This is a genomic window from Metabacillus endolithicus, assembly GCF_023078335.1.
GTDB lineage: Bacteria > Bacillota > Bacilli > Bacillales > Bacillaceae > Metabacillus > Metabacillus endolithicus.
The window spans coordinates 276,255-293,545 of the sequence record NZ_CP095550.1; the positions used below are offsets into that span (position 1 = coordinate 276,255).

Genomic DNA, 17,291 nt, shown 5'->3' on the forward strand with positions numbered 1-17,291 from the left:
AGAACAGTGCTTTTATTGATAAAGATTACATTTAAAGAAATTTCACTAATTTTCCTCTTGATAAATTTCCAACTTTATAGGAATTAATCCTAAAGGTGCATTAAACTCTTTAAGACTTTCAATATGTTTGAAAAATTCATCAATATCTACATAATCCATAGACCATTCTTCTACCTTTAACTTCTTTAATTCCTTGGTTGGTTTAAATAGAAATTCACAGTGCAGTTGTTCCAAATGAGAATATTCACCTTCTAGATATACACTAAATTGACGTACAAAATCAAAATGGAATAATTTCTCTCCAGTAAAATTATAAACCCCACATTGAAATAAGATTTCTCTTTCTTCTTCTCCCTCAACTAACTCTATTGAAAAAGCTTTAAAAGCTTCCCAGACATCTTTTATATTAACTGTACCTTCACCGATCTTATTTTTAAGGTAACTTTCTGCATTCATAACCGTAATCATAGCTTTACCTCCTGTTTACAATTCATAATTTCAAAACTTCCACGACTAAAATAATCATTTAATAATGGAATTCTTTATTTTTAGATAAATGATTAAAACAGAAATTTTTATAATCCAAAATGGATCATGTATTTCTTTTGTTGATTAGCAATTACAATCATTTCATACAGTCTATTAACCTCAACTGAATCTTTATATAATGTTGAAGAGATTAATATGTCACAAAATTATGATAATGATTCTGGAGGTATTATTGTAATTCCAGTATTAGCTAACCCGAACTCTGAACGTTGAAGCGAATGAAAATAGGTTCTTACTTTAGGTAGATGTTCACTTAAGGTATCGATAACCTCTTCATCAACAGAAATACAATTGTACTTTGATGGTTCATAATTAAACTTGTTTTGATTAGGATTAATATTATCAATTATTCCAAATTCATGAACTGGCATTGATCGTCCTCCTTTTTCATATCTTTTATTGCTTGTTCAACTTCTAACAGCAAGGTACCATTGACTAATCAGACAATCCTTGCCCTTCTCTAACTTTCAAAATCATTTCAGCATTGAAACTTAGGATTCCTAATTCATTGCTATGAGCTAGCTTTTTTAACATATTTTCAACTTCTATTGATTTATAATCTATATCCAAAGCTATTCCACAAGCCCCAAATAATCACATTCGGCTCTGTATGACACAAAAGTATATCAAGCATTTCTTCGGCTAACTCTCTATCCTCTTTCATTACAATAGAAATTTTGTATAGATTATCACTGGCTTTATTGCCCCTTTTAGAATCACCATTAATAGTTGATTTTCCCTGTATTAATGCGTTCTCAATAAATAGTTCAGTAAGATCATTTATATCTTTGTTCATCATTCTCATCTCCAAGATCTGGTAGGTAGAAAAGGTTAATCCACATTAAAGTTTGCTAAATTGAATAATATAAGTTCTTACCTATAAAATAAGTTATTAAAAAGTGAACTAGCCCAATAGTAAATAACAATATTATAAATATAGGACCTAATATAAATAGAGGTAAAACGCTATATTGAATGCCCAAAAAGAATAATAAAATGAGCATAATAATACCTAGGGATATAGTAGTTTTAATGTTTCTTACGAGAAGTAATATAGACATTATTGAACTAAATAATAAAACTCCACCAGTTAGAAAGAGGACGCTCTTAATCATGTCTAACAGAGGAAAATTTTCTAGGTCACGTATCGGAAAATTAACTAAACAAATCGTTAAAGACAAAAATACTGACAAAAGTAGCCAACTCCAAAAAAAGTACTTTCTCACACAGCACCTCTTACTCAAAAATATCTTTAATAAAATATATAGAATAACCAATGTAGATGTACATGGAAATGTTTTGTATTTAATAAATTCATCAAACTACTTTTCAAATGCAATTTTATAACCCTTTTATACTTTAATAATCTTCTCCAATCTGGTCATATTCATGAAAAAAACACCATTCTTATTCAAGAATTGCGCTTTGTTTTGCGGAAGATAACTATTTAGTAAGGCACCCTTTAGTTGAAGAAGGACGTTCACCAATTTTTTGGATTAGTCCTTATTTATTCCTCATATGTATTTCTTTTTCAAAATTAGCGAATAGTATGCATATTAATAATGGGATGAACGGGGTCTTGGAATGACATTTGCTATCACATTATTTGCAATGTCTTGGTCTTTTTATATTTTGTTTGCGGATAAAAGCAAACTTCCGTTCTTTTTATCAACTGTTTACTTTGGTATGATTGTCGCATTAATGAGTGATTTATTTATGCATGTTGTGGAATTATGGAAGTTTAATATAGAAAACAGACTCCATATTTTTATTGCACGTTGGTTAACTTCTTGGGGTGTCTATTTTGTCATCATGTATTTATTCCTGCAATGGCTTCCCAAGGAAAGATCCCTCTCATCGATTTTCAAATATCTTTTTTATTGGACAACCTTTAGTATAATAGCTGAATGGCTCTTTGTAAGAATGGGATGGTTTATACATCTGAAATGGTGGAACTTATTTCACTCTTATTGGGCGGATTGGGTATTATATAGTATTTTTTATCTTCATTATAAATGGATAGAAAAGAAAAGGAATAACTAACTACACTTTCTGCTACATATTAAGACAGTAAGACCTTATAACAATTCCCTATTTCTCATACGCTTATTGAATAATTGATTTGTCACATTTTATGCGTACTGTGCAATAGACATTTTTAATTTCACATAAAAATTTAAATTTTTGCCAACCTATGTTTAGGAGGTGCGCAATACTTATGAATAATAAATTAGATAAAACAATTGAATTATCAGCGTGGATCATAACGTCGATATTATTAATTAAATATGTTCCTAAAAACAAAATACGGGAAGCACATATATCCTTTTTGTTTAAACAAGTCATTACATGGCTTTTCGGTTTACTTGTAGTTGAGAAAGGTTTAATTTCTTATCCTAATCGTCTATTCTTTAAAAAAGCAATTAAATCTAGTTTTACATTTGAATACTTTGTTTATCCTGCGTTGTGCTCATTATTCAATTTATATTATCCAGAAAAGGGTAGTAAAGTTGTAAAACTAATTTATTACGGTATCCACACATCCATAATTACATGTTTTGAAATATTTGCTGTCAAATACACTAACCTAATTAAGTATAACAATTGGACATGGTATTGGAGCTTTATTACAATGTGGTTATCTTATTACGTGTCACGCATTTACCACAGATGGTTTTATAAAAGTAGATCTATTAACAATAGAATTTTCTACAATATTTTTAAATAATCGAAGGAGTAGGCACAAATTCCCTACTCTTTTTTTGGTATATAGAGTTACTGCATACAATAAATATGCTTTGTAGTGTATATATAAAGAATTGGAAATAGTTTAACCTTTTTAGATGAACAATTTTAATTTTCTTTAAGAAAGGAATAAAGAGAAAAGCAAATAGTCCATTCGCTATCGCATTAATCATTACAAATTATTTGAAGTTACCATATGAAAATTTAAGGAACCACAAAGACATAGGAAAATATGGACCTAACATGAAAAGGCACTTAACTTTTATCAAGATAAGCGCTTCGTTTGTGGAAGATTTTCTTTATAGGAAGTACTTAATAAAGTAATAAACTTAATTAAATATATCCCCCTTAAAAGTTGCTAAGTAACCTTTTTACTGCATCAACTACAACCTCTGGTTCATCATTTTGTATATAATGTGCAGAATTTTCAGCAATAATTAACTCCCCGTTTGAAGATATATCTAGAATTTCCCTTTGCATCTCATTCCATAATTCTTGCGATTCCTTTGTATAATGTGCCTTTTTACCAGCTGAAAGGACACTTAATGGCACATTTAATAAACTTCTAGATTCCTTTAATTGTTTTAAACTTTCCATAAATTCATCATAATTACCTTCATGAACAAATTGTTTATTATATGCTTCCTGAAACTCATCAGACATCGTTGGAAGAAATCTCTCTCTATAATCTTCAGGTGTAGAATCAACTAATATAAGTCCACAAACATCATTAGTATATTCAGTTGAATACATTCTTGCATTAACTCCACCAAATGAATGAGCAACTAAGATAAAAGGGAGTTTGATCTTTGTTCTTTTAACTAGTTCTCTTAATTCTTTAATCATTTCTCTGCTCGTTCTTGGTCTAGAACTTGATGCACTTTTCCTAAGCCTGCTCTATCATAAATTAAAACATCTGTTAGCAATGAAAGTTCCGATATAACTGAATCCCACGCCTTTGAATAATCACCATACCCAGCATCCATTACTATTGTAGGCTTTCCATTATTTTTACCAACCAACTTAGCATATAAATGAAAATCATTTATTTTTATAAGCATCTCTTTAATCATTTACTACCTCTCTTTAACTAATGTACTCAAAACCATTTAACCTTTCCTAATTTTAACAGATATTGTTCTTCCTTATTAGACAATCTGCCTTAAACTGAAATAAGCACCTCTCCTTGTTTCAGAAAAGCGCTTTGTTTGTGGAATATTAACAATAGAATTCCTATTAAAAGAAATTATTAATTTATCAAATTTACTTAATCCCAATGATTGAAAATAATATCTCCAATCCTATTAGGCTTCCAAAATGCTACTTGTTTCAATTCAGCACTGTAAAGTTCATTTTCAAACTGTGATAATGGCTTATTAAGTTCTTCGGTACTTAATATTTGATAATATGGCCTAAACAGATCATATAATAGCGAATCGTCAATGAATTTAATTTGATCGAATTGAACAATAGATGCAAACGCTAATAAAGGATAATGTGCATTAAGTAGAATATAAATATGTTTATTTACAGCATTTACTTCTACTTTAAAAAAGTTAGATTCTTGAGGTTCATTAAATTTTAAAACAGATCCTCCGTTGGCATAGATAAGGCTAAAACACAGATGTTTAAAATGTCTGCCGTCCACTTCTGGAGTTTCATTTTGCTGCTCATAAAAACCTGTTATACCTTTATAAAGCTTCATGAATCTCACCTTATCTTTCAATAATTAAGAAAGTCTTTATTAAGAAATGTCTCCCACCCTTAATTGTATAGATCGTTACTGATGTCTAAAATCAAATTTTTGATGCGGTACATCTAATTCTTGTCCGTTAATCATAACTGTATCATTGTCAGTCCAAGTAATATTTGCAATTTCTTCTCTATCATTCCAATATATATTTTTAGATTTATTATTTTTTTCATTAAAAACTAATTCACCACGAACAGCATAAGATGTTGTTGCACCTCCATTGACAACATATGTATTTAAGGTATATTTTCCATCAGGTGAAGTTTTCTTTGATAGAAATTCTCCTGTTGGTAATCTATTCATATCAAAAAATGCGCAATAAACCCCATAACTCCCTAATGCAATAAATAATAAAGAAACAAAAATAACAAGTTTTAATATTTTTTCATTTATTCCGTTCTCCCCCAGCTAGCAATAAAACATATTAAGATAATCATACCCTATATTTCACAATGTTCTATTGGTAAAATCCCCCTTAGTTTTGTGTGAATTTTTATAGAAAACTGCAAAGTATTTCTCACAACCTCTTAGTCTTTCCTTGATTTAACCTATCTCCCTCTTCTAATTAACAAAGCGCAAATGTTATTAAACATTTGCGCTTCGATTGATGAACAACTTTTATCTTTTTCCCGTTATAGTTCGCCTTATATCAAATATTCCAATCGTTCCACAAATCAATACGCCTAATCCTAATATGCATGTAAGAATCCAATTATTTCCCCAGGTAATAAATACACTACATAAACAACTTATCGCAATAATTAATGCTCCATATTTCACTCGCCAATTTTCTAATTTTGGTGGATTTTCATTACTCAAAATAATTTGCCCCCCAATTCTTTTCACACCTATCATAATTGTAACATATTGTAAATTACTTAATATTCCCTTCTTTCACTAAGCAGGTTAGCTTAAGTACAAAGTATCACAATTTAAAATACCCTAGTGTTTGTTAAAGTTAAACAACCTGGCCCTATAATATAAAAGAACGACATTCTTATTCAAGAATGGCGCCGTTTGTGGAAAATCAATTATTAGTTTTTTTCTCGTAACCTTTTCCCACAACGGTCTCTTTATTCAAATCCACATACACAATAAGTTTGCCTACAGAATCAGTTTCAGTACCATTAAATATTACTGCATATAGCCTCTTACCGATAAGGTTATTGCCAAGCTGTTCACTTAACTCATCATTTACTGTCACTTTTTTTACTGATGAATCCTTTGGAGACACAAGAATTTTATCTTGTTCCTCCTTTGTTAGGCTATTAAAGGCAACCAGCTCAATTGGTATATTATCCCCTTGAAAAAAATTACATCCACTAATAATAATAAATAGATAGGCAAAAAGAGAAATCAAAATATGTTTTTTCAAAATCTCACTCCTATAAGGTACTCTATTAATAGTTCTGTAAAAGCGATCACTTTGTGCAGCAATCACGCTTCTTAACATGAAAAAGCACTTTCCTTTATTCAAGATAAGTGCTTTTATTGTTGAAGATTGTTTCTTTACTTTATTAGTTAAGTGAGCACTAAACAACCTAAAATATTCCAACTAGTGTTATTATAAAAATGTATACTTATTTTGGAGGCTAAACATGATGTTCTCATTAGAAATTCATAATGCAATTTGGCTTTTTTTAGTCATATTTATGTTACATGATTTTGAAGAAATAATCAGTGTTGAAAGTTGGTCTATGAAAACGTCGAGTCTAGTTGAAAGTAATGATAATCGCCTAAAGAAGTTAATTTGGAGCTTCTGGAATATTAATTCACATTCTTTTGCTAAGAGAGATGTGGTAATATTTTTAGTTGCCTCAACTATCGTGTTCATAAAGGTACAATTCATTGAAAGTGGATGGACATCAATCTTATTTATGATTTTTTTGTGTTTTGTAATATTACATAACCTTGTTCATCTCATACAGACCCTTATTTTGAAAACTTATACCCCCGGTCTCTACACGGCAATCGGACTTGTTACACCGTATACAATTTATTTATTTTACAGATTAGTATAGTTTGTCACCTTTTTTCAGAAAAATAGGTACATAATAGGTACATATCCTTTTTTCAAGAACAGCGCACGATTGCTGAATAATGCTATAAAAATAAAATTATATTACAATCCTTAGAAAGCTGATTACAATTGATTGATTTACCTATTTTATGACCTATCTTATAACACTATTTTAGTACTATTAAATAACTTCAACAATTTATCTAAATAAAAGCAAAAACTGTAAACTCTACATTTATACCCTAACATGTAAAAAGGCACTTATTATTGTTCGTGAATAGCCCCATTAGTTCATTAATAATCCTTGAATTGATACAAATAAAGAAAATATGAAAACGGCTATAAGTAACCAGCCGAGTGTTTTTTTCTCTTTACGAAATTCTTCTAACCCCATTACCAACATTAATAAACCCAAAAGTAATATCATAATTGATTGAAAATCAAAATTCTTTGTAATGAGTCCATAAACGGCAATTATAAGAACAACTGGTGATAAGACATAACGTAATATCTTTAACAACAATAATCCCCTCTCTTTATTACACTATTCTGTACCTTTAAGTATATTTCTTCATAAATTCTTCCTAATTTTAACATAATCTTCTGCCCCTTTTGTTAAATAATATGGCCCTTTAAAGAAAGATAGGGCGCAATTCATTACTGCAGAATCGCGCTTTTATTGTTGAATAAGTTTGTTTAAATACCTCTGTAACAATAGTTAATAACAGCTATACAAATTTATACATAAGTATGTCATCTGCATATTCATTTTCACTTACCTTAATTTCTTTGGTTTTCCGTCCTTCTTCTACAAACCCCATGCTTTTATACAAAGATATAGCTCTATTATTAGTCGAAAGAACTCCTAAACTCACCTTTTCTATTAAAGGATTATTTTCAGCCCATGCCAAAAGTTCACTAATAAGCATTTTACCAATACCTAACCCCCTATAATCACTGTATATCATCGTTTCAAATGAGCCAGTATGAGCTAATCTTTTGCGATTCGGTGATTCGAAAGCTATAAAGCCGATAACTTTTTCATCTTTTTCAGCTATAATTAAAGTTTCCCTGTTATTATCTAAAATCTTCTGTATCCAAATTCTTTGTTTTTCTAATGTTTTATTACACTCACCTATTTCTGAAATTAGATATTTATTTTCTGTTATAACATCTCTTTGAATATCTAAAATTGATATTGCATCGTCTATTTGACCCGTACGTATAGAAACTTCGCTACCTCTCTCAGTTATCGCCAATTCTCCAACCTCCTAAGTTTTTTGAAAAATACGGATCTTATATTTTTATTAAACTAAATTTACTTCATCATTTTTCGTATAAGGTGCAGTTAAAGGCAAAAAATACACACTTAAATCTAATCCAATTAAATCAATGTTAACAAATTTTTTAGTCATTGTCATGTATTTTCCTAAACTCAAAATAAGAGGGTAAGTTCTTACTATCATTAAAATAAAAGTTGGTATATAGTTTATTGTTAACTCAATACCTTGTTAAATTACCTTAAAGATCTTTCGTACAAAGTTTGACAGTTAAGAAATCGGGTTTTATTTCTCATTTTTTAGCTTCCGAACCTCTTCTTCAAGATTTTCAACTTTTTGTTGGAGTTCCTTCTTTGGTTCTGTAATTCTTCGACCAAATATAGCCAAAATACCAATGATAGCCACAATTCCACCAGCAAAAGCCATAATAAATAAAAATGTAATATCAAACATTAAAACCACCCCGAATTTAAACGTTAATATTCTACATACGAAGTATTTTAAAAAATGTTCCATTTCGTTTGCTGAAAAAAGTCATTATCGAAAATCATTAATACCTCATAGAATAGGCTACTTCATATAACCAATACACTTACATATTATTACAGAATGTTTTTTCGTTAATATTTATAATTTTGGAGAAATTAATGCTATATCTAATAGAAGGAGAGAAAATATGATTAAAAAATTTTTAATTTCAATATGTACTTTACTACTTTTATTGATTGTGACTACATCCCTAGAGACAAATGCCCTTACCTTTGATGAATTACCAGTTAAACAATCTTCAAAACAGTGGTCAGTTCAGATAGGTAAAGCTGAAAAAGGAAAAGATCTAGCAAAACCTGTAAAAGGAAAATTTCATACTTACTCTATAGATGTTAGTAACATAGGTAAGGATGTATATTCTGTAGAAATTAATATGTTTAGAAATGAACCTAACTCTAAGACAAAGTACTCGCTTTTTGGTTGTCCTGATGGACAAGATTGTAATGAAAACCACTATGAAATGGCCAAATCTTTAGCAAAACAATTGAACGACGGAAACTCTTATCATGGTGCTAATTTCCTTATGGCTGAAATAGCAACTGAATTAGAAGTTGAAATCTTATAGCCAATTTCAGGATATATATATTCAAGAGGATGGGGTTCATCATTCGAATTTGCAAATGTGTTATTTACCGAAATTGTTAGGCATAAAACAATTAACAAATAAACACTAACAATCTTATACAACGACATCACCCTATTCATTTTTTAGGAATATCTTTCCCAATTGAGTAGTAAATTAAATATTTTTTTATACAATATTGAATTATATCTCAAAATTGCGTTTTCAACTTAAAAAAGCGCCTGTCCTTATTTAAGAACATCGCTTATTGAAAGATTACTAATAATTATTTGTTTTGTTGTTACTCAATGAGTTTAGTTGATTGAAATATCATTCCCATCTTTATCTTTTACATATATTTTATATGAATCAATTTTAGATATTGAGTCAAGTTCTTTAGAATTTATAATCTTTTCAATTTTAATTTTAATTTCTTTTGCAATAATTTCAGTTTCTGACTTGGTACTGTCTAAAGAAGTTCGTACAGTAAGAGACTTTTGATAATCCGTTTGTATATCTCCTATCCCCTCGAATGCTTTTAACCCCTTTGAAACTTCCTCTGTTATTGTTGTAATTTCGCTTACAACTATTTGACTATCCGTTTTTTCGTTTTCTTTACCTTCAGGAGAAAATACCAGATCCTTTTCTGCTGAAGTTTTAATTAGACTAAAGGAAAAAACTATTATACAGACTAAAACAACTCCTAAACCAACAAATGTAATTTTTTTCAAATAAGACACCTCCTCTTACTAGGTATGTCCACTTGAACTAATTTATGACAGAAAAATGGATTAATCCATTTTCTAAATAGACTTTATTGTTCAACAATCTGGCCTGATTGCTGAACAAGAAAAAAGGTATAATGACTCTCTGGTTGTATTTATCCGTTTGGTCAATAGATTTCACGAGTATAATTTTGTAGACCGAAAAAGTCGTCTTCCTTAATCATGTCTAAAAATTTACGGAAATTCCCCCACTTCTCTTCCGCTATTAATTCTCCTCCTGAAATTGAATCAATAAAGGGGAGTTTGGGATAAGGGCACAGGTTAATTGTCCCAGCTTTGTTTGTAAATCTATAACATTGTACATTTTGCGACTGTATATTTAATGATAAAAAAATTCCCCACTTATATAGTTGTAGGGAATTTTTTTGATTCATCTATTGTATCACTTTATTTTAGATAATCTGATAACGTGTTTTTAATAATTGGTAACGTTGCATGACTGCCGCCCCTCTCTTTTACATCCTCAAGGACGACTGCAAGAGAGATTTTAGCAGTTTCTAAATCTGTTGCGATAAACCAGCCGTTTTCCGTTCCATTTTCGTCTACTTGAGATGCTTTTATTTCGGCGGTTCCTGTTTTTCCAGCTAAAGTAATTCCAGATATTTTTGCATCATTAGCTGTTCCACCCTCTTCATTGATAACAGCTGTAAAGGCACGCTGTAAAGTGGGGAGATGGGCAGAACCTATAGCTGATTCTTTCCAAATCTTAATGTTTTGATTTTCTTCTTGAACTAATGAGGGTGCCATAATATTTCCATCGTTGGATAATGCGCTATAAGCAAGAGCCATATTTAATGTTGTAACCAATACTTCTCCTTGGCCGTATCCTGAATCAGCAAGCAGGATGTCGCTTTTAATGCTTTCACTATTTGAAACTTGACTATCTCCCAGTGGATAACCGACTTCTAATGGCTCTCCAATACCAAATTTTTCAGCACCTGAAATCAATGCATCGCTCCCTAATTCTAGAGCACTCATAGCAAAATAAATATTATCTGAATATTTTACGGCATCTTTTAAGTTCACAGAGGATTGATTATTTACTCTTGATATACTATAGTTCCCCCAGGAAGAATCTTTTTGCCAGGAACGGCCGTTGATCGAAATTTGCTTCTCCGGATCAATTGTTCCTTTCTCCAGTCCCGTCGTAGCGGTCACTAACTTAAAAACAGATCCGGGTGAATATAGTTTACTAAATCGATTCACTTCATCAGCAAAATCGCTTTCTTCACGACTTTGTTGTTCTTCATTTGTTACATATGTTGTATAACGGTTTGAGTTATAAGAAGGCGAGCTGACTAAAGCAAGAACTTCTCCGGTTTTTGGATGTACAGCTGCTGCTGACCCTTTCTCTTCATTCATTTCATCATAGATGATACTTTGTAAATTCGAGTCAATTGTTAATTTAATATCCTGCCCATGCTGTGGTTCTTTACTTGCAATGGTTTCTACCTTTTCTTGATCTCTTACTATATAAATCTCTACTCCATCAAATCCTCTTAATGTATCTTCATATACTTGCTCAAGACCAGCTTTTCCAATAAGCGAAGTCGTACTATATCCTTTTTCTTTGTTCTTTTCCAGTTCCTCAGCCGTAATACTTCCAACATATCCAAGAAGTCGTCCGAAGGCTTTATGGTTGATATAGGTCCTTGATGTTTTATTGTTTATAAAAATACCATTAGCACCTCGTTCTTGTAATGTATTTAATATTTCATTATCTGGCATCATGTCTACTATTGGAACAAAATATTTTGGATTTTTATTTTGCTCTAATTTTTTAACAATTCTTTCTTCATTTATGTCTAAGATTGCTGCAAGCTCCTTTATTTTTCCTTCTCGATTGCTTTTATCAAAAACTTCTGGGTTGATTCCGACTGTTTTGATTTCTCCATCTTTCGCAAGTGGATATCCATTACGATCAAGAATACTTCCCCTTGTGGCTTTCATCGTACGTACTTTCACCTTATCTCCTGGTTTCATCGTGGGGAAAATCAAGCTTTCATCCCAAGTAATCTTCCATTCCTTCTCTTCTTTTACTAACGGTAACTGATAAGAGGATAAACTCACCTCTCCCGCTGCAGTTTTCATTTTAATAGAAAAAGGAACTATGTTTTCCTCATGCTCTTTCTCTATTCTACTCACGCTTATATCATCAGCTTCGATACCTGAGTAGATATTTGTATATTTTTCAACAAATTCTTCCTTTGTTATTGTTCTTTTCGATTCATTTGATAACAAACCGTATAACTGATCATATTTTTGGTTTGATACTAGATTTGAAAACTGTTCAAACGTTTTTTGTTGTTTATCACTGTTTGAACATCCAGATATAATCAATAAACAAACAGTTATCATCATAAACAACTGAATTAGTAGATTATTCTTGTTCATTATATGTCCTCCTAAAAAATAGCAATACGATTATTACTATTACATTCGTAAGTTTTTCATGCATTATTTATGTAGGAATTTTGATTAATTCGACTATCATTATGATCACCATTCCTCCTATTAATTATTACAACTGTAAGTTTTAAAGGTAAATCATCTCATTTTCTCTTTTGCTAATAGTATTCGCTTTAAAACTTAATCTACCTTTAAATCAAAATATGCTTTTAAGATTTTTTGTCCTATATACTTATTAACCGGGTCAGTATCACTATCTAAATATGGAACAGTAATTGAAAACGCTACTTCTGGATTGTGAAAAGGTGCATAACCGATTAGTGTTAAATTGTAAGTTGCGTATGTTTTTTTCGTGTTTGGGTCTTGATAAAAGGATTGTGCTGTCCCTGTTTTTCCTGCTGCTTGGAATTCATTGTATCTAGGATCTCCTCCAAAATATTTATAAGCAGTTCCACCAGGCTTTGGTACACTTGCCTAAATCCTTCTTGAACCTGATGTAAATATTTTTCTTCCATGGTGATTTTATTCAACACTTCTGGTTGAAAAGCTTGAAACACTGGCCCTATTTCATTAGATCTTGAGGGTGTATGTATGGTTCTCACTAATTGCGGCTTCAATCTGTAGCCTCCATTTGCAATAGTTGAAATATACTGTGCTAATTGCATCGCTGTATAGTTATCATACTGGCCGATAGAAAGGTCAAGGAATAAACCGGGTTTTGTATATGCTTCTTTCCCTATTAATCCATTTGATTCATTGGGAAGATCAATTCCGGTTTTCACACCTAAACCGAACTGACTAAAAACATTTCTAAATTCTTGTACTGCCTCAGGTTTTTTAGGTAGTGACATCCCTGATTGGTATTCCTTTCCCATCATTCCAATCACCGTTTTAAACATATATACATTTGATGACTTTTTTAATGCCCCTTCAATTCCATTTGTCCCTAATGTTGTTGAATGTGATCCTTTCAATGGTGTCCCTTTTAAATTTAATTTTTCATCACTAAAAATTGTATTAGGTTTAATAGCACCCGATTCTAAACCAGCTAATATTGTTGCTCCTTTTACTACTGAGCCCATTTCATATTGTGAATTAATCGTTCCTAATGCATAATCCCGAAACACATTTTTCCCGTTTTCGCGAACAATTTGTTTACCAGCCATAGTTAGTACTTCCCCTGTGTTAGGGTTCATCATGACAACAAAGGCACGATCTAAAAATCTGTTTCTTCCCTTCGCTCTGCTAAGTTCATCTTGAATCACTTGTTCTACTACCTTTTGTAGCTCAAAATCAATAGCTAGGACAAGATCTTTCCCTCGCTGTCCTTCAGAGATTTTCTCTGTTTCTAAAAGTTTCCCATTTTGATCTGTTATATACTTTTTCTTTGCTTTTTGACCTTGTAGAATTTCTTCATAAAATAATTCAAGCTGACTTTTTCCAACACGATCATTTCGGTTATATTCCCTAGATAAATAGTATTCTAAGTTAGAGCTTGGTAATCCTTCTGATGATGAAGTCACATTGCCTAAAACTGAACGAAAAATATGTTCGTGCGGATAAAGACGGTCCCAATCAGTTGAAAGATCCACATTTGGCAAATCGGTTAAATGCTCGCCTATGATAGCAAGCTCTTCTTCCGTCACATATCTTTTAATCACTTGTGGAGTTAGAGTATAGCCGCTATTCATGTTCGTAAATATCGCCGCAACTTTAAGCTCTTCCTTAGAAATTCCCTTTAAATCATGTGAGGTAATTCGTTCAATTTGTCGATTATACCGATCTTTATCAGTTAACGTTTCATCTAGTAATTCTTCTTTTTTAATCTTTTTGCTTGCCTGATCAGGTCTAGTAACAATCCAATAATCCTTTAAATCTCTCTCTTTCATATTCTCTCCATCCATGTCAATCATTTGCGAAAGGAGCTTTGCTGTTTCAACCATTTCTTCTGAAGTTGTTCCCTTCATCCTCGTATACGTAATTGCTTTGACAGGACCATTATTTACAATAACCTTTTCGTTTCTGTCATAGATTTTTCCTCGAGGAACCGGAGTATTGACAATCATATCTACTGTTCTATTTACTTCTTTTTTATATTCCTCACCAAAAACAATTTGAACGTAACCAAGTCTTAAAATCAGAGCCACAAAAAATAAAAACACGATAAAGAAGAAAATGTTAACCCTTATAAGTCTGTTTTTATGTACCTTTCGTTGTTCAACATTAACTGCCAAAACATGATCTCCTTTCTTTTTAGCTTATTTGAATGAATGAATAAGCTAAATATTACACATGTAATATTTAGTGTCAATCCTTTTTGTTGCTTCATTGACTTAGTCTTATAGGCAGAATATAATATAAATATTACAAATGTAAGTTTAAAGGTGGTTTATATGAAAAAAATTCCGCAAATTTCAGAAGCTGAATTAGAAGTGATGAAAATCATATGGAAACATCCTGCCATTAATACGAATGAAGTTATCGAAAAGTTATCGAAAACTAGTGATTGGTTCTAAAACCATCCAAACTATGTTGTTAAGGTTGATTAAAAAAGGAGCACTAAAAAATCATAAAGAAGGTCGTATATTTGTTTATACAGCAAATGTAGAGGAAAGTGATTATATAGAAGTTGAAAGTCATAGTTTTTTAAATCGATTTTATAATGGTACTTTAAATTCAATGGTATTAAATTTCTTAGAAAAAGATAAGCTGTCTGAGCATGAAATTAATGAATTGTATCAAATATTAGAAGATCGTAAAAACAAAAGGAAGCATTAAAATGGACAATTCTTTCTTCACTCTCTTTTTAATAAGTAACATCATATTATCTGTCATTTTTTGCTTGATTATCGCTATAAAAAAAGGATTAAAGAAGCAAATAACTGTTAATACACAATATCATGTAAGTATGATTTCTCTTTTGGTATTAGTAGCTCCTTTTATCCCCACTCATTTTTTAGGGATTAACGATTTACTAAACTTTGGAGCTAGTTCTTCAATATTAACAAACACCCAATCTGCAGCTAATATGACAGAAACCATTTTTCAGAGTGGAAATTGGCAACAGGATTTTTCTACATCCATTGAGCAATCATCCTATAAAATTCTTGATTTTATCTTGTTTTACGTGTGGCTAGCAGGAATGATTATTATGCTTCTCGCTACAATCATTAGTAATCTCAGAATCTATAAGATCAAAAAAAGTCTAAAAGCTGTTGACCACAGTGAGCTATCAATGCTTCTTACAACATGTAAAGAAGAAATAAATTTTCATAAAAAAGTCGTTTTAGGATATTCATCTTTGGTAAAGTCCCCTATTACCTTTGGTCTTATGAAACCAGTTATTGTACTACCTAAAAATACACCAATGCTTAGCTATGACGAAATGAGATGTGTTTTGCTTCATGAGCTGGTTCATTGTAAACGTAAAGATCTACTCATTAATTATTTCCTGGGTCTGTCGAGAATCGTTTATTGGTTTAATCCTCTCGTTTGGAATTTTTTACATAACATGAAAACAGAGATGGAGATTACTTGCGATTATGCTGTTTTGAAAAAGCTGGATGAGGAATCTCAACTTAAATACGGAGAGGTTATTTTAAAATTTGCTTCACAAGCAAAACAATCATTGCCGTTGATTGCTGCTTCAGAAATTAGTAGCTCGTATAAACAAGTAAAACAGCGTATTGTGACAATTGTAAATTTCAAAGTAGAATCAAAACAACAGAAAATAAAAGGTTCGCTAATTTTTATTGCTGTTCTTGCTATCATTTTAAGCAGTATTCCTTCAATATCTGTATTAGCCTTTAACAAAGATCAACATTCTTTTTCAGAACAAAATGTGGTGTACAAAGATTATCAGACTCTTTTTCATGATCTTACAGGAAGTGCTGTAGTATATGACACCAAAATGGATCAGTACATGATTTATAATGAAGATGAAAGTACAACAAGATATGCTCCCAATTCTACTTATAAAATATTCAGTGCATTGTTTGCATTAGAAAACGAGATTATTAAAAAAGAACATTCGAAAATCGCCTGGGATGGAACTCTACACAAATATGATAACTGGAATCAAGACCAAGATTTGTTTAACGCAATGAAAAATTCGACAACTTGGTATTTTCAACATCTTGATCAGCAGCTTGGTAAAAAGAAATTGCAAACTTACTACGAACAAATTGGCTATGGAAGCAAAGATATATCAAATGATATAGCTAATTATTGGATGGATGGTCACTTAAAAATCTCCCCTGTAGAGCAGATTGATATGTTAAAAAGATTTTATAAAAATGAACTCTCTTTTGATCAATCGAATATACAAACTGTTAAAGACTCGTTACTTTTAGAAGATTTTAATGGTCTTCGTTTATCTGGTAAAACGGGAACCGGAGATGTAAACGGAGAAAGTGTTGATGGCTGGTTTATAGGATATGTAGAGACAGCGGATAATACATTTTTCTTTGCCGTTCATATAAAAGGAGAAAAAAATGCGGGAGGAAGCGATGCAGTGAAGATCGCCCTTTCCATTTTGGAGAAGGAAGGAATTTATAGATCTATTCTCTTGGAATCTTCATAACTTTTCTATAAAAAATGCTCCCCCTTCAGGTTAGCAATAATAAAAACGTTCCTTACC

At 31.2% G+C, this 17,291-nt stretch carries 18 protein-coding genes and 3 pseudogenes; 6 read left to right on the top strand and 15 right to left on the bottom strand.

Annotated features, from left to right (window positions below):
* Positions 1–45: 45 nt before the first annotated feature.
* From MVE64_RS01475 to MVE64_RS01485, 3 genes are all read right to left on the bottom strand, one after another.
* A complete protein-coding gene (locus MVE64_RS01475; RefSeq protein ID WP_247343075.1) occupies positions 46–468 on the bottom strand; it encodes a hypothetical protein in 423 nt (140 codons plus the stop codon).
* A gap of 227 nt (positions 469–695) precedes the next feature.
* On the bottom strand, positions 696–920 hold the full coding sequence (locus MVE64_RS01480) for a hypothetical protein (RefSeq protein WP_247343078.1): 225 nt from the start codon (positions 918–920) through the stop codon (positions 696–698).
* Positions 921–1,102: 182 nt separating this feature from the next.
* Positions 1,103–1,348 (bottom strand): hypothetical protein, encoded by a 246-nt coding sequence (locus MVE64_RS01485; RefSeq protein ID WP_247343081.1) that lies wholly within the window; start codon positions 1,346–1,348, stop codon positions 1,103–1,105.
* 785 nt (positions 1,349–2,133) lie between these two features.
* On the opposite strand from MVE64_RS01485, the gene MVE64_RS01490 reads away from it, so the two are divergent.
* Together MVE64_RS01490 and MVE64_RS27290 are read left to right on the top strand one after the other, a co-directional pair.
* A complete protein-coding gene (locus tag MVE64_RS01490; protein ID WP_247343084.1) occupies positions 2,134–2,592 on the top strand; it encodes a CBO0543 family protein in 459 nt (152 codons plus the stop codon).
* Between the two features lie 175 nt (positions 2,593–2,767).
* Positions 2,768–3,277, top strand: a complete 510-nt coding sequence (locus MVE64_RS27290) for a CBO0543 family protein (protein ID WP_281730445.1) — start codon at positions 2,768–2,770, stop codon at positions 3,275–3,277.
* 365 nt (positions 3,278–3,642) lie between these two features.
* Here the strand turns inward: MVE64_RS27290 and MVE64_RS01495 are convergent.
* From MVE64_RS01495 to MVE64_RS01515, 5 genes and pseudogenes are all read right to left on the bottom strand, one after another.
* Positions 3,643–4,367, bottom strand: a pseudogene (locus MVE64_RS01495) (alpha/beta fold hydrolase).
* Positions 4,368–4,561: 194 nt separating this feature from the next.
* Entirely contained in the window at positions 4,562–4,999 is a 438-nt protein-coding gene (locus MVE64_RS01500; protein ID WP_247343086.1) for a hypothetical protein, read from the bottom strand.
* Positions 5,000–5,074: 75 nt separating this feature from the next.
* Entirely contained in the window at positions 5,075–5,455 is a 381-nt protein-coding gene (locus tag MVE64_RS01505; RefSeq protein ID WP_345740818.1) for a DUF5412 domain-containing protein, read from the bottom strand.
* Positions 5,456–5,665: 210 nt separating this feature from the next.
* Positions 5,666–5,866, bottom strand: a complete 201-nt coding sequence (locus tag MVE64_RS01510) for a hypothetical protein (protein WP_247343089.1) — start codon at positions 5,864–5,866, stop codon at positions 5,666–5,668.
* 208 nt (positions 5,867–6,074) lie between these two features.
* A complete protein-coding gene (locus tag MVE64_RS01515) occupies positions 6,075–6,422 on the bottom strand; it encodes a hypothetical protein (protein WP_247343092.1) in 348 nt (115 codons plus the stop codon).
* A gap of 226 nt (positions 6,423–6,648) precedes the next feature.
* Between MVE64_RS01515 and MVE64_RS01520 the strand changes: the two genes are divergently transcribed.
* On the top strand, positions 6,649–7,068 hold the full coding sequence (locus MVE64_RS01520; RefSeq protein WP_281730488.1) for an HXXEE domain-containing protein: 420 nt from the start codon (positions 6,649–6,651) through the stop codon (positions 7,066–7,068).
* Between the two features lie 285 nt (positions 7,069–7,353).
* Here the strand turns inward: MVE64_RS01520 and MVE64_RS01525 are convergent, their stop codons facing one another.
* From MVE64_RS01525 to MVE64_RS01535, 3 genes are all read right to left on the bottom strand, one after another.
* Positions 7,354–7,587, bottom strand: coding sequence for a DUF3953 domain-containing protein (locus MVE64_RS01525; protein WP_247343095.1), 234 nt, complete (start codon positions 7,585–7,587; stop codon positions 7,354–7,356).
* Between the two features lie 208 nt (positions 7,588–7,795).
* Positions 7,796–8,326 carry a GNAT family N-acetyltransferase gene (locus MVE64_RS01530; RefSeq protein WP_247343098.1) on the bottom strand — a complete coding sequence of 177 codons (531 nt, stop codon included), beginning with the start codon at positions 8,324–8,326 and terminating at the stop codon, positions 7,796–7,798.
* A gap of 306 nt (positions 8,327–8,632) precedes the next feature.
* A complete protein-coding gene (locus MVE64_RS01535; protein WP_212137905.1) occupies positions 8,633–8,800 on the bottom strand; it encodes a hypothetical protein in 168 nt (55 codons plus the stop codon).
* A 223-nt stretch (positions 8,801–9,023) separates the two neighbouring features.
* Between MVE64_RS01535 and MVE64_RS01540 the strand changes: the two genes are divergently transcribed.
* Positions 9,024–9,461 (top strand): hypothetical protein, encoded by a 438-nt coding sequence (locus MVE64_RS01540; RefSeq protein WP_247343100.1) that lies wholly within the window; start codon positions 9,024–9,026, stop codon positions 9,459–9,461.
* Positions 9,462–9,772: 311 nt separating this feature from the next.
* On the opposite strand, the gene MVE64_RS01545 is transcribed toward MVE64_RS01540, so the two are convergent.
* From MVE64_RS01545 to MVE64_RS01555, 4 genes and pseudogenes are all read right to left on the bottom strand, one after another.
* Complete coding sequence (locus MVE64_RS01545) at positions 9,773–10,189, bottom strand: hypothetical protein (protein WP_247343102.1); 417 nt, start codon at positions 10,187–10,189, stop codon at positions 9,773–9,775.
* Between the two features lie 441 nt (positions 10,190–10,630).
* A complete protein-coding gene (locus tag MVE64_RS01550; protein ID WP_247343105.1) occupies positions 10,631–12,637 on the bottom strand; it encodes a penicillin-binding transpeptidase domain-containing protein in 2,007 nt (668 codons plus the stop codon).
* Between the two features lie 195 nt (positions 12,638–12,832).
* A pseudogene (locus MVE64_RS27295) lies at positions 12,833–13,045 on the bottom strand (penicillin-binding transpeptidase domain-containing protein); the annotation flags it as partial.
* Positions 12,976–14,718, bottom strand: coding sequence for a peptidoglycan D,D-transpeptidase FtsI family protein (locus MVE64_RS01555; RefSeq protein WP_281730489.1), 1,743 nt, complete (start codon positions 14,716–14,718; stop codon positions 12,976–12,978). The pseudogene MVE64_RS27295 and the gene MVE64_RS01555, both read right to left, overlap by 70 nt.
* Positions 14,719–15,045: 327 nt before the next feature.
* Here MVE64_RS01555 and MVE64_RS01560 point away from each other — a divergent pair.
* Together MVE64_RS01560 and MVE64_RS01565 are read left to right on the top strand one after the other, a co-directional pair.
* A pseudogene (locus MVE64_RS01560) lies at positions 15,046–15,430 on the top strand (BlaI/MecI/CopY family transcriptional regulator).
* Position 15,431: 1 nt separating this feature from the next.
* On the top strand, positions 15,432–17,234 hold the full coding sequence (locus MVE64_RS01565; RefSeq protein ID WP_247343108.1) for a BlaR1 family beta-lactam sensor/signal transducer: 1,803 nt from the start codon (positions 15,432–15,434) through the stop codon (positions 17,232–17,234).
* Positions 17,235–17,291 lie beyond the last annotated feature (57 nt).

Excerpts from the sequence above, each read along its gene's own strand:
- MVE64_RS01475 (WP_247343075.1), bottom strand. The coding sequence starts at position 468 with ATGATTACGGTTATGAATGCAGAAAGTTACCTTAAAAATAAGATCGGT.
- MVE64_RS01480 (WP_247343078.1), bottom strand. The coding sequence starts at position 920 with ATGCCAGTTCATGAATTTGGAATAATTGATAATATTAATCCTAATCAA.
- MVE64_RS01485 (WP_247343081.1), bottom strand. The coding sequence starts at position 1,348 with ATGATGAACAAAGATATAAATGATCTTACTGAACTATTTATTGAGAAC.
- MVE64_RS01490 (WP_247343084.1), top strand. The coding sequence starts at position 2,134 with ATGACATTTGCTATCACATTATTTGCAATGTCTTGGTCTTTTTATATT.
- MVE64_RS27290 (WP_281730445.1), top strand. The coding sequence starts at position 2,768 with ATGAATAATAAATTAGATAAAACAATTGAATTATCAGCGTGGATCATA.
- MVE64_RS01500 (WP_247343086.1), bottom strand. The coding sequence starts at position 4,999 with ATGAAGCTTTATAAAGGTATAACAGGTTTTTATGAGCAGCAAAATGAA.
- MVE64_RS01520 (WP_281730488.1), top strand. The coding sequence starts at position 6,649 with ATGTTCTCATTAGAAATTCATAATGCAATTTGGCTTTTTTTAGTCATA.
- MVE64_RS01535 (WP_212137905.1), bottom strand. The coding sequence starts at position 8,800 with ATGTTTGATATTACATTTTTATTTATTATGGCTTTTGCTGGTGGAATT.
- MVE64_RS01540 (WP_247343100.1), top strand. The coding sequence starts at position 9,024 with ATGATTAAAAAATTTTTAATTTCAATATGTACTTTACTACTTTTATTG.
- MVE64_RS01550 (WP_247343105.1), bottom strand. The coding sequence starts at position 12,637 with ATGAACAAGAATAATCTACTAATTCAGTTGTTTATGATGATAACTGTT.
- MVE64_RS01555 (WP_281730489.1), bottom strand. The coding sequence starts at position 14,718 with ATGATTGTCAATACTCCGGTTCCTCGAGGAAAAATCTATGACAGAAAC.
- MVE64_RS01565 (WP_247343108.1), top strand. The coding sequence starts at position 15,432 with ATGGACAATTCTTTCTTCACTCTCTTTTTAATAAGTAACATCATATTA.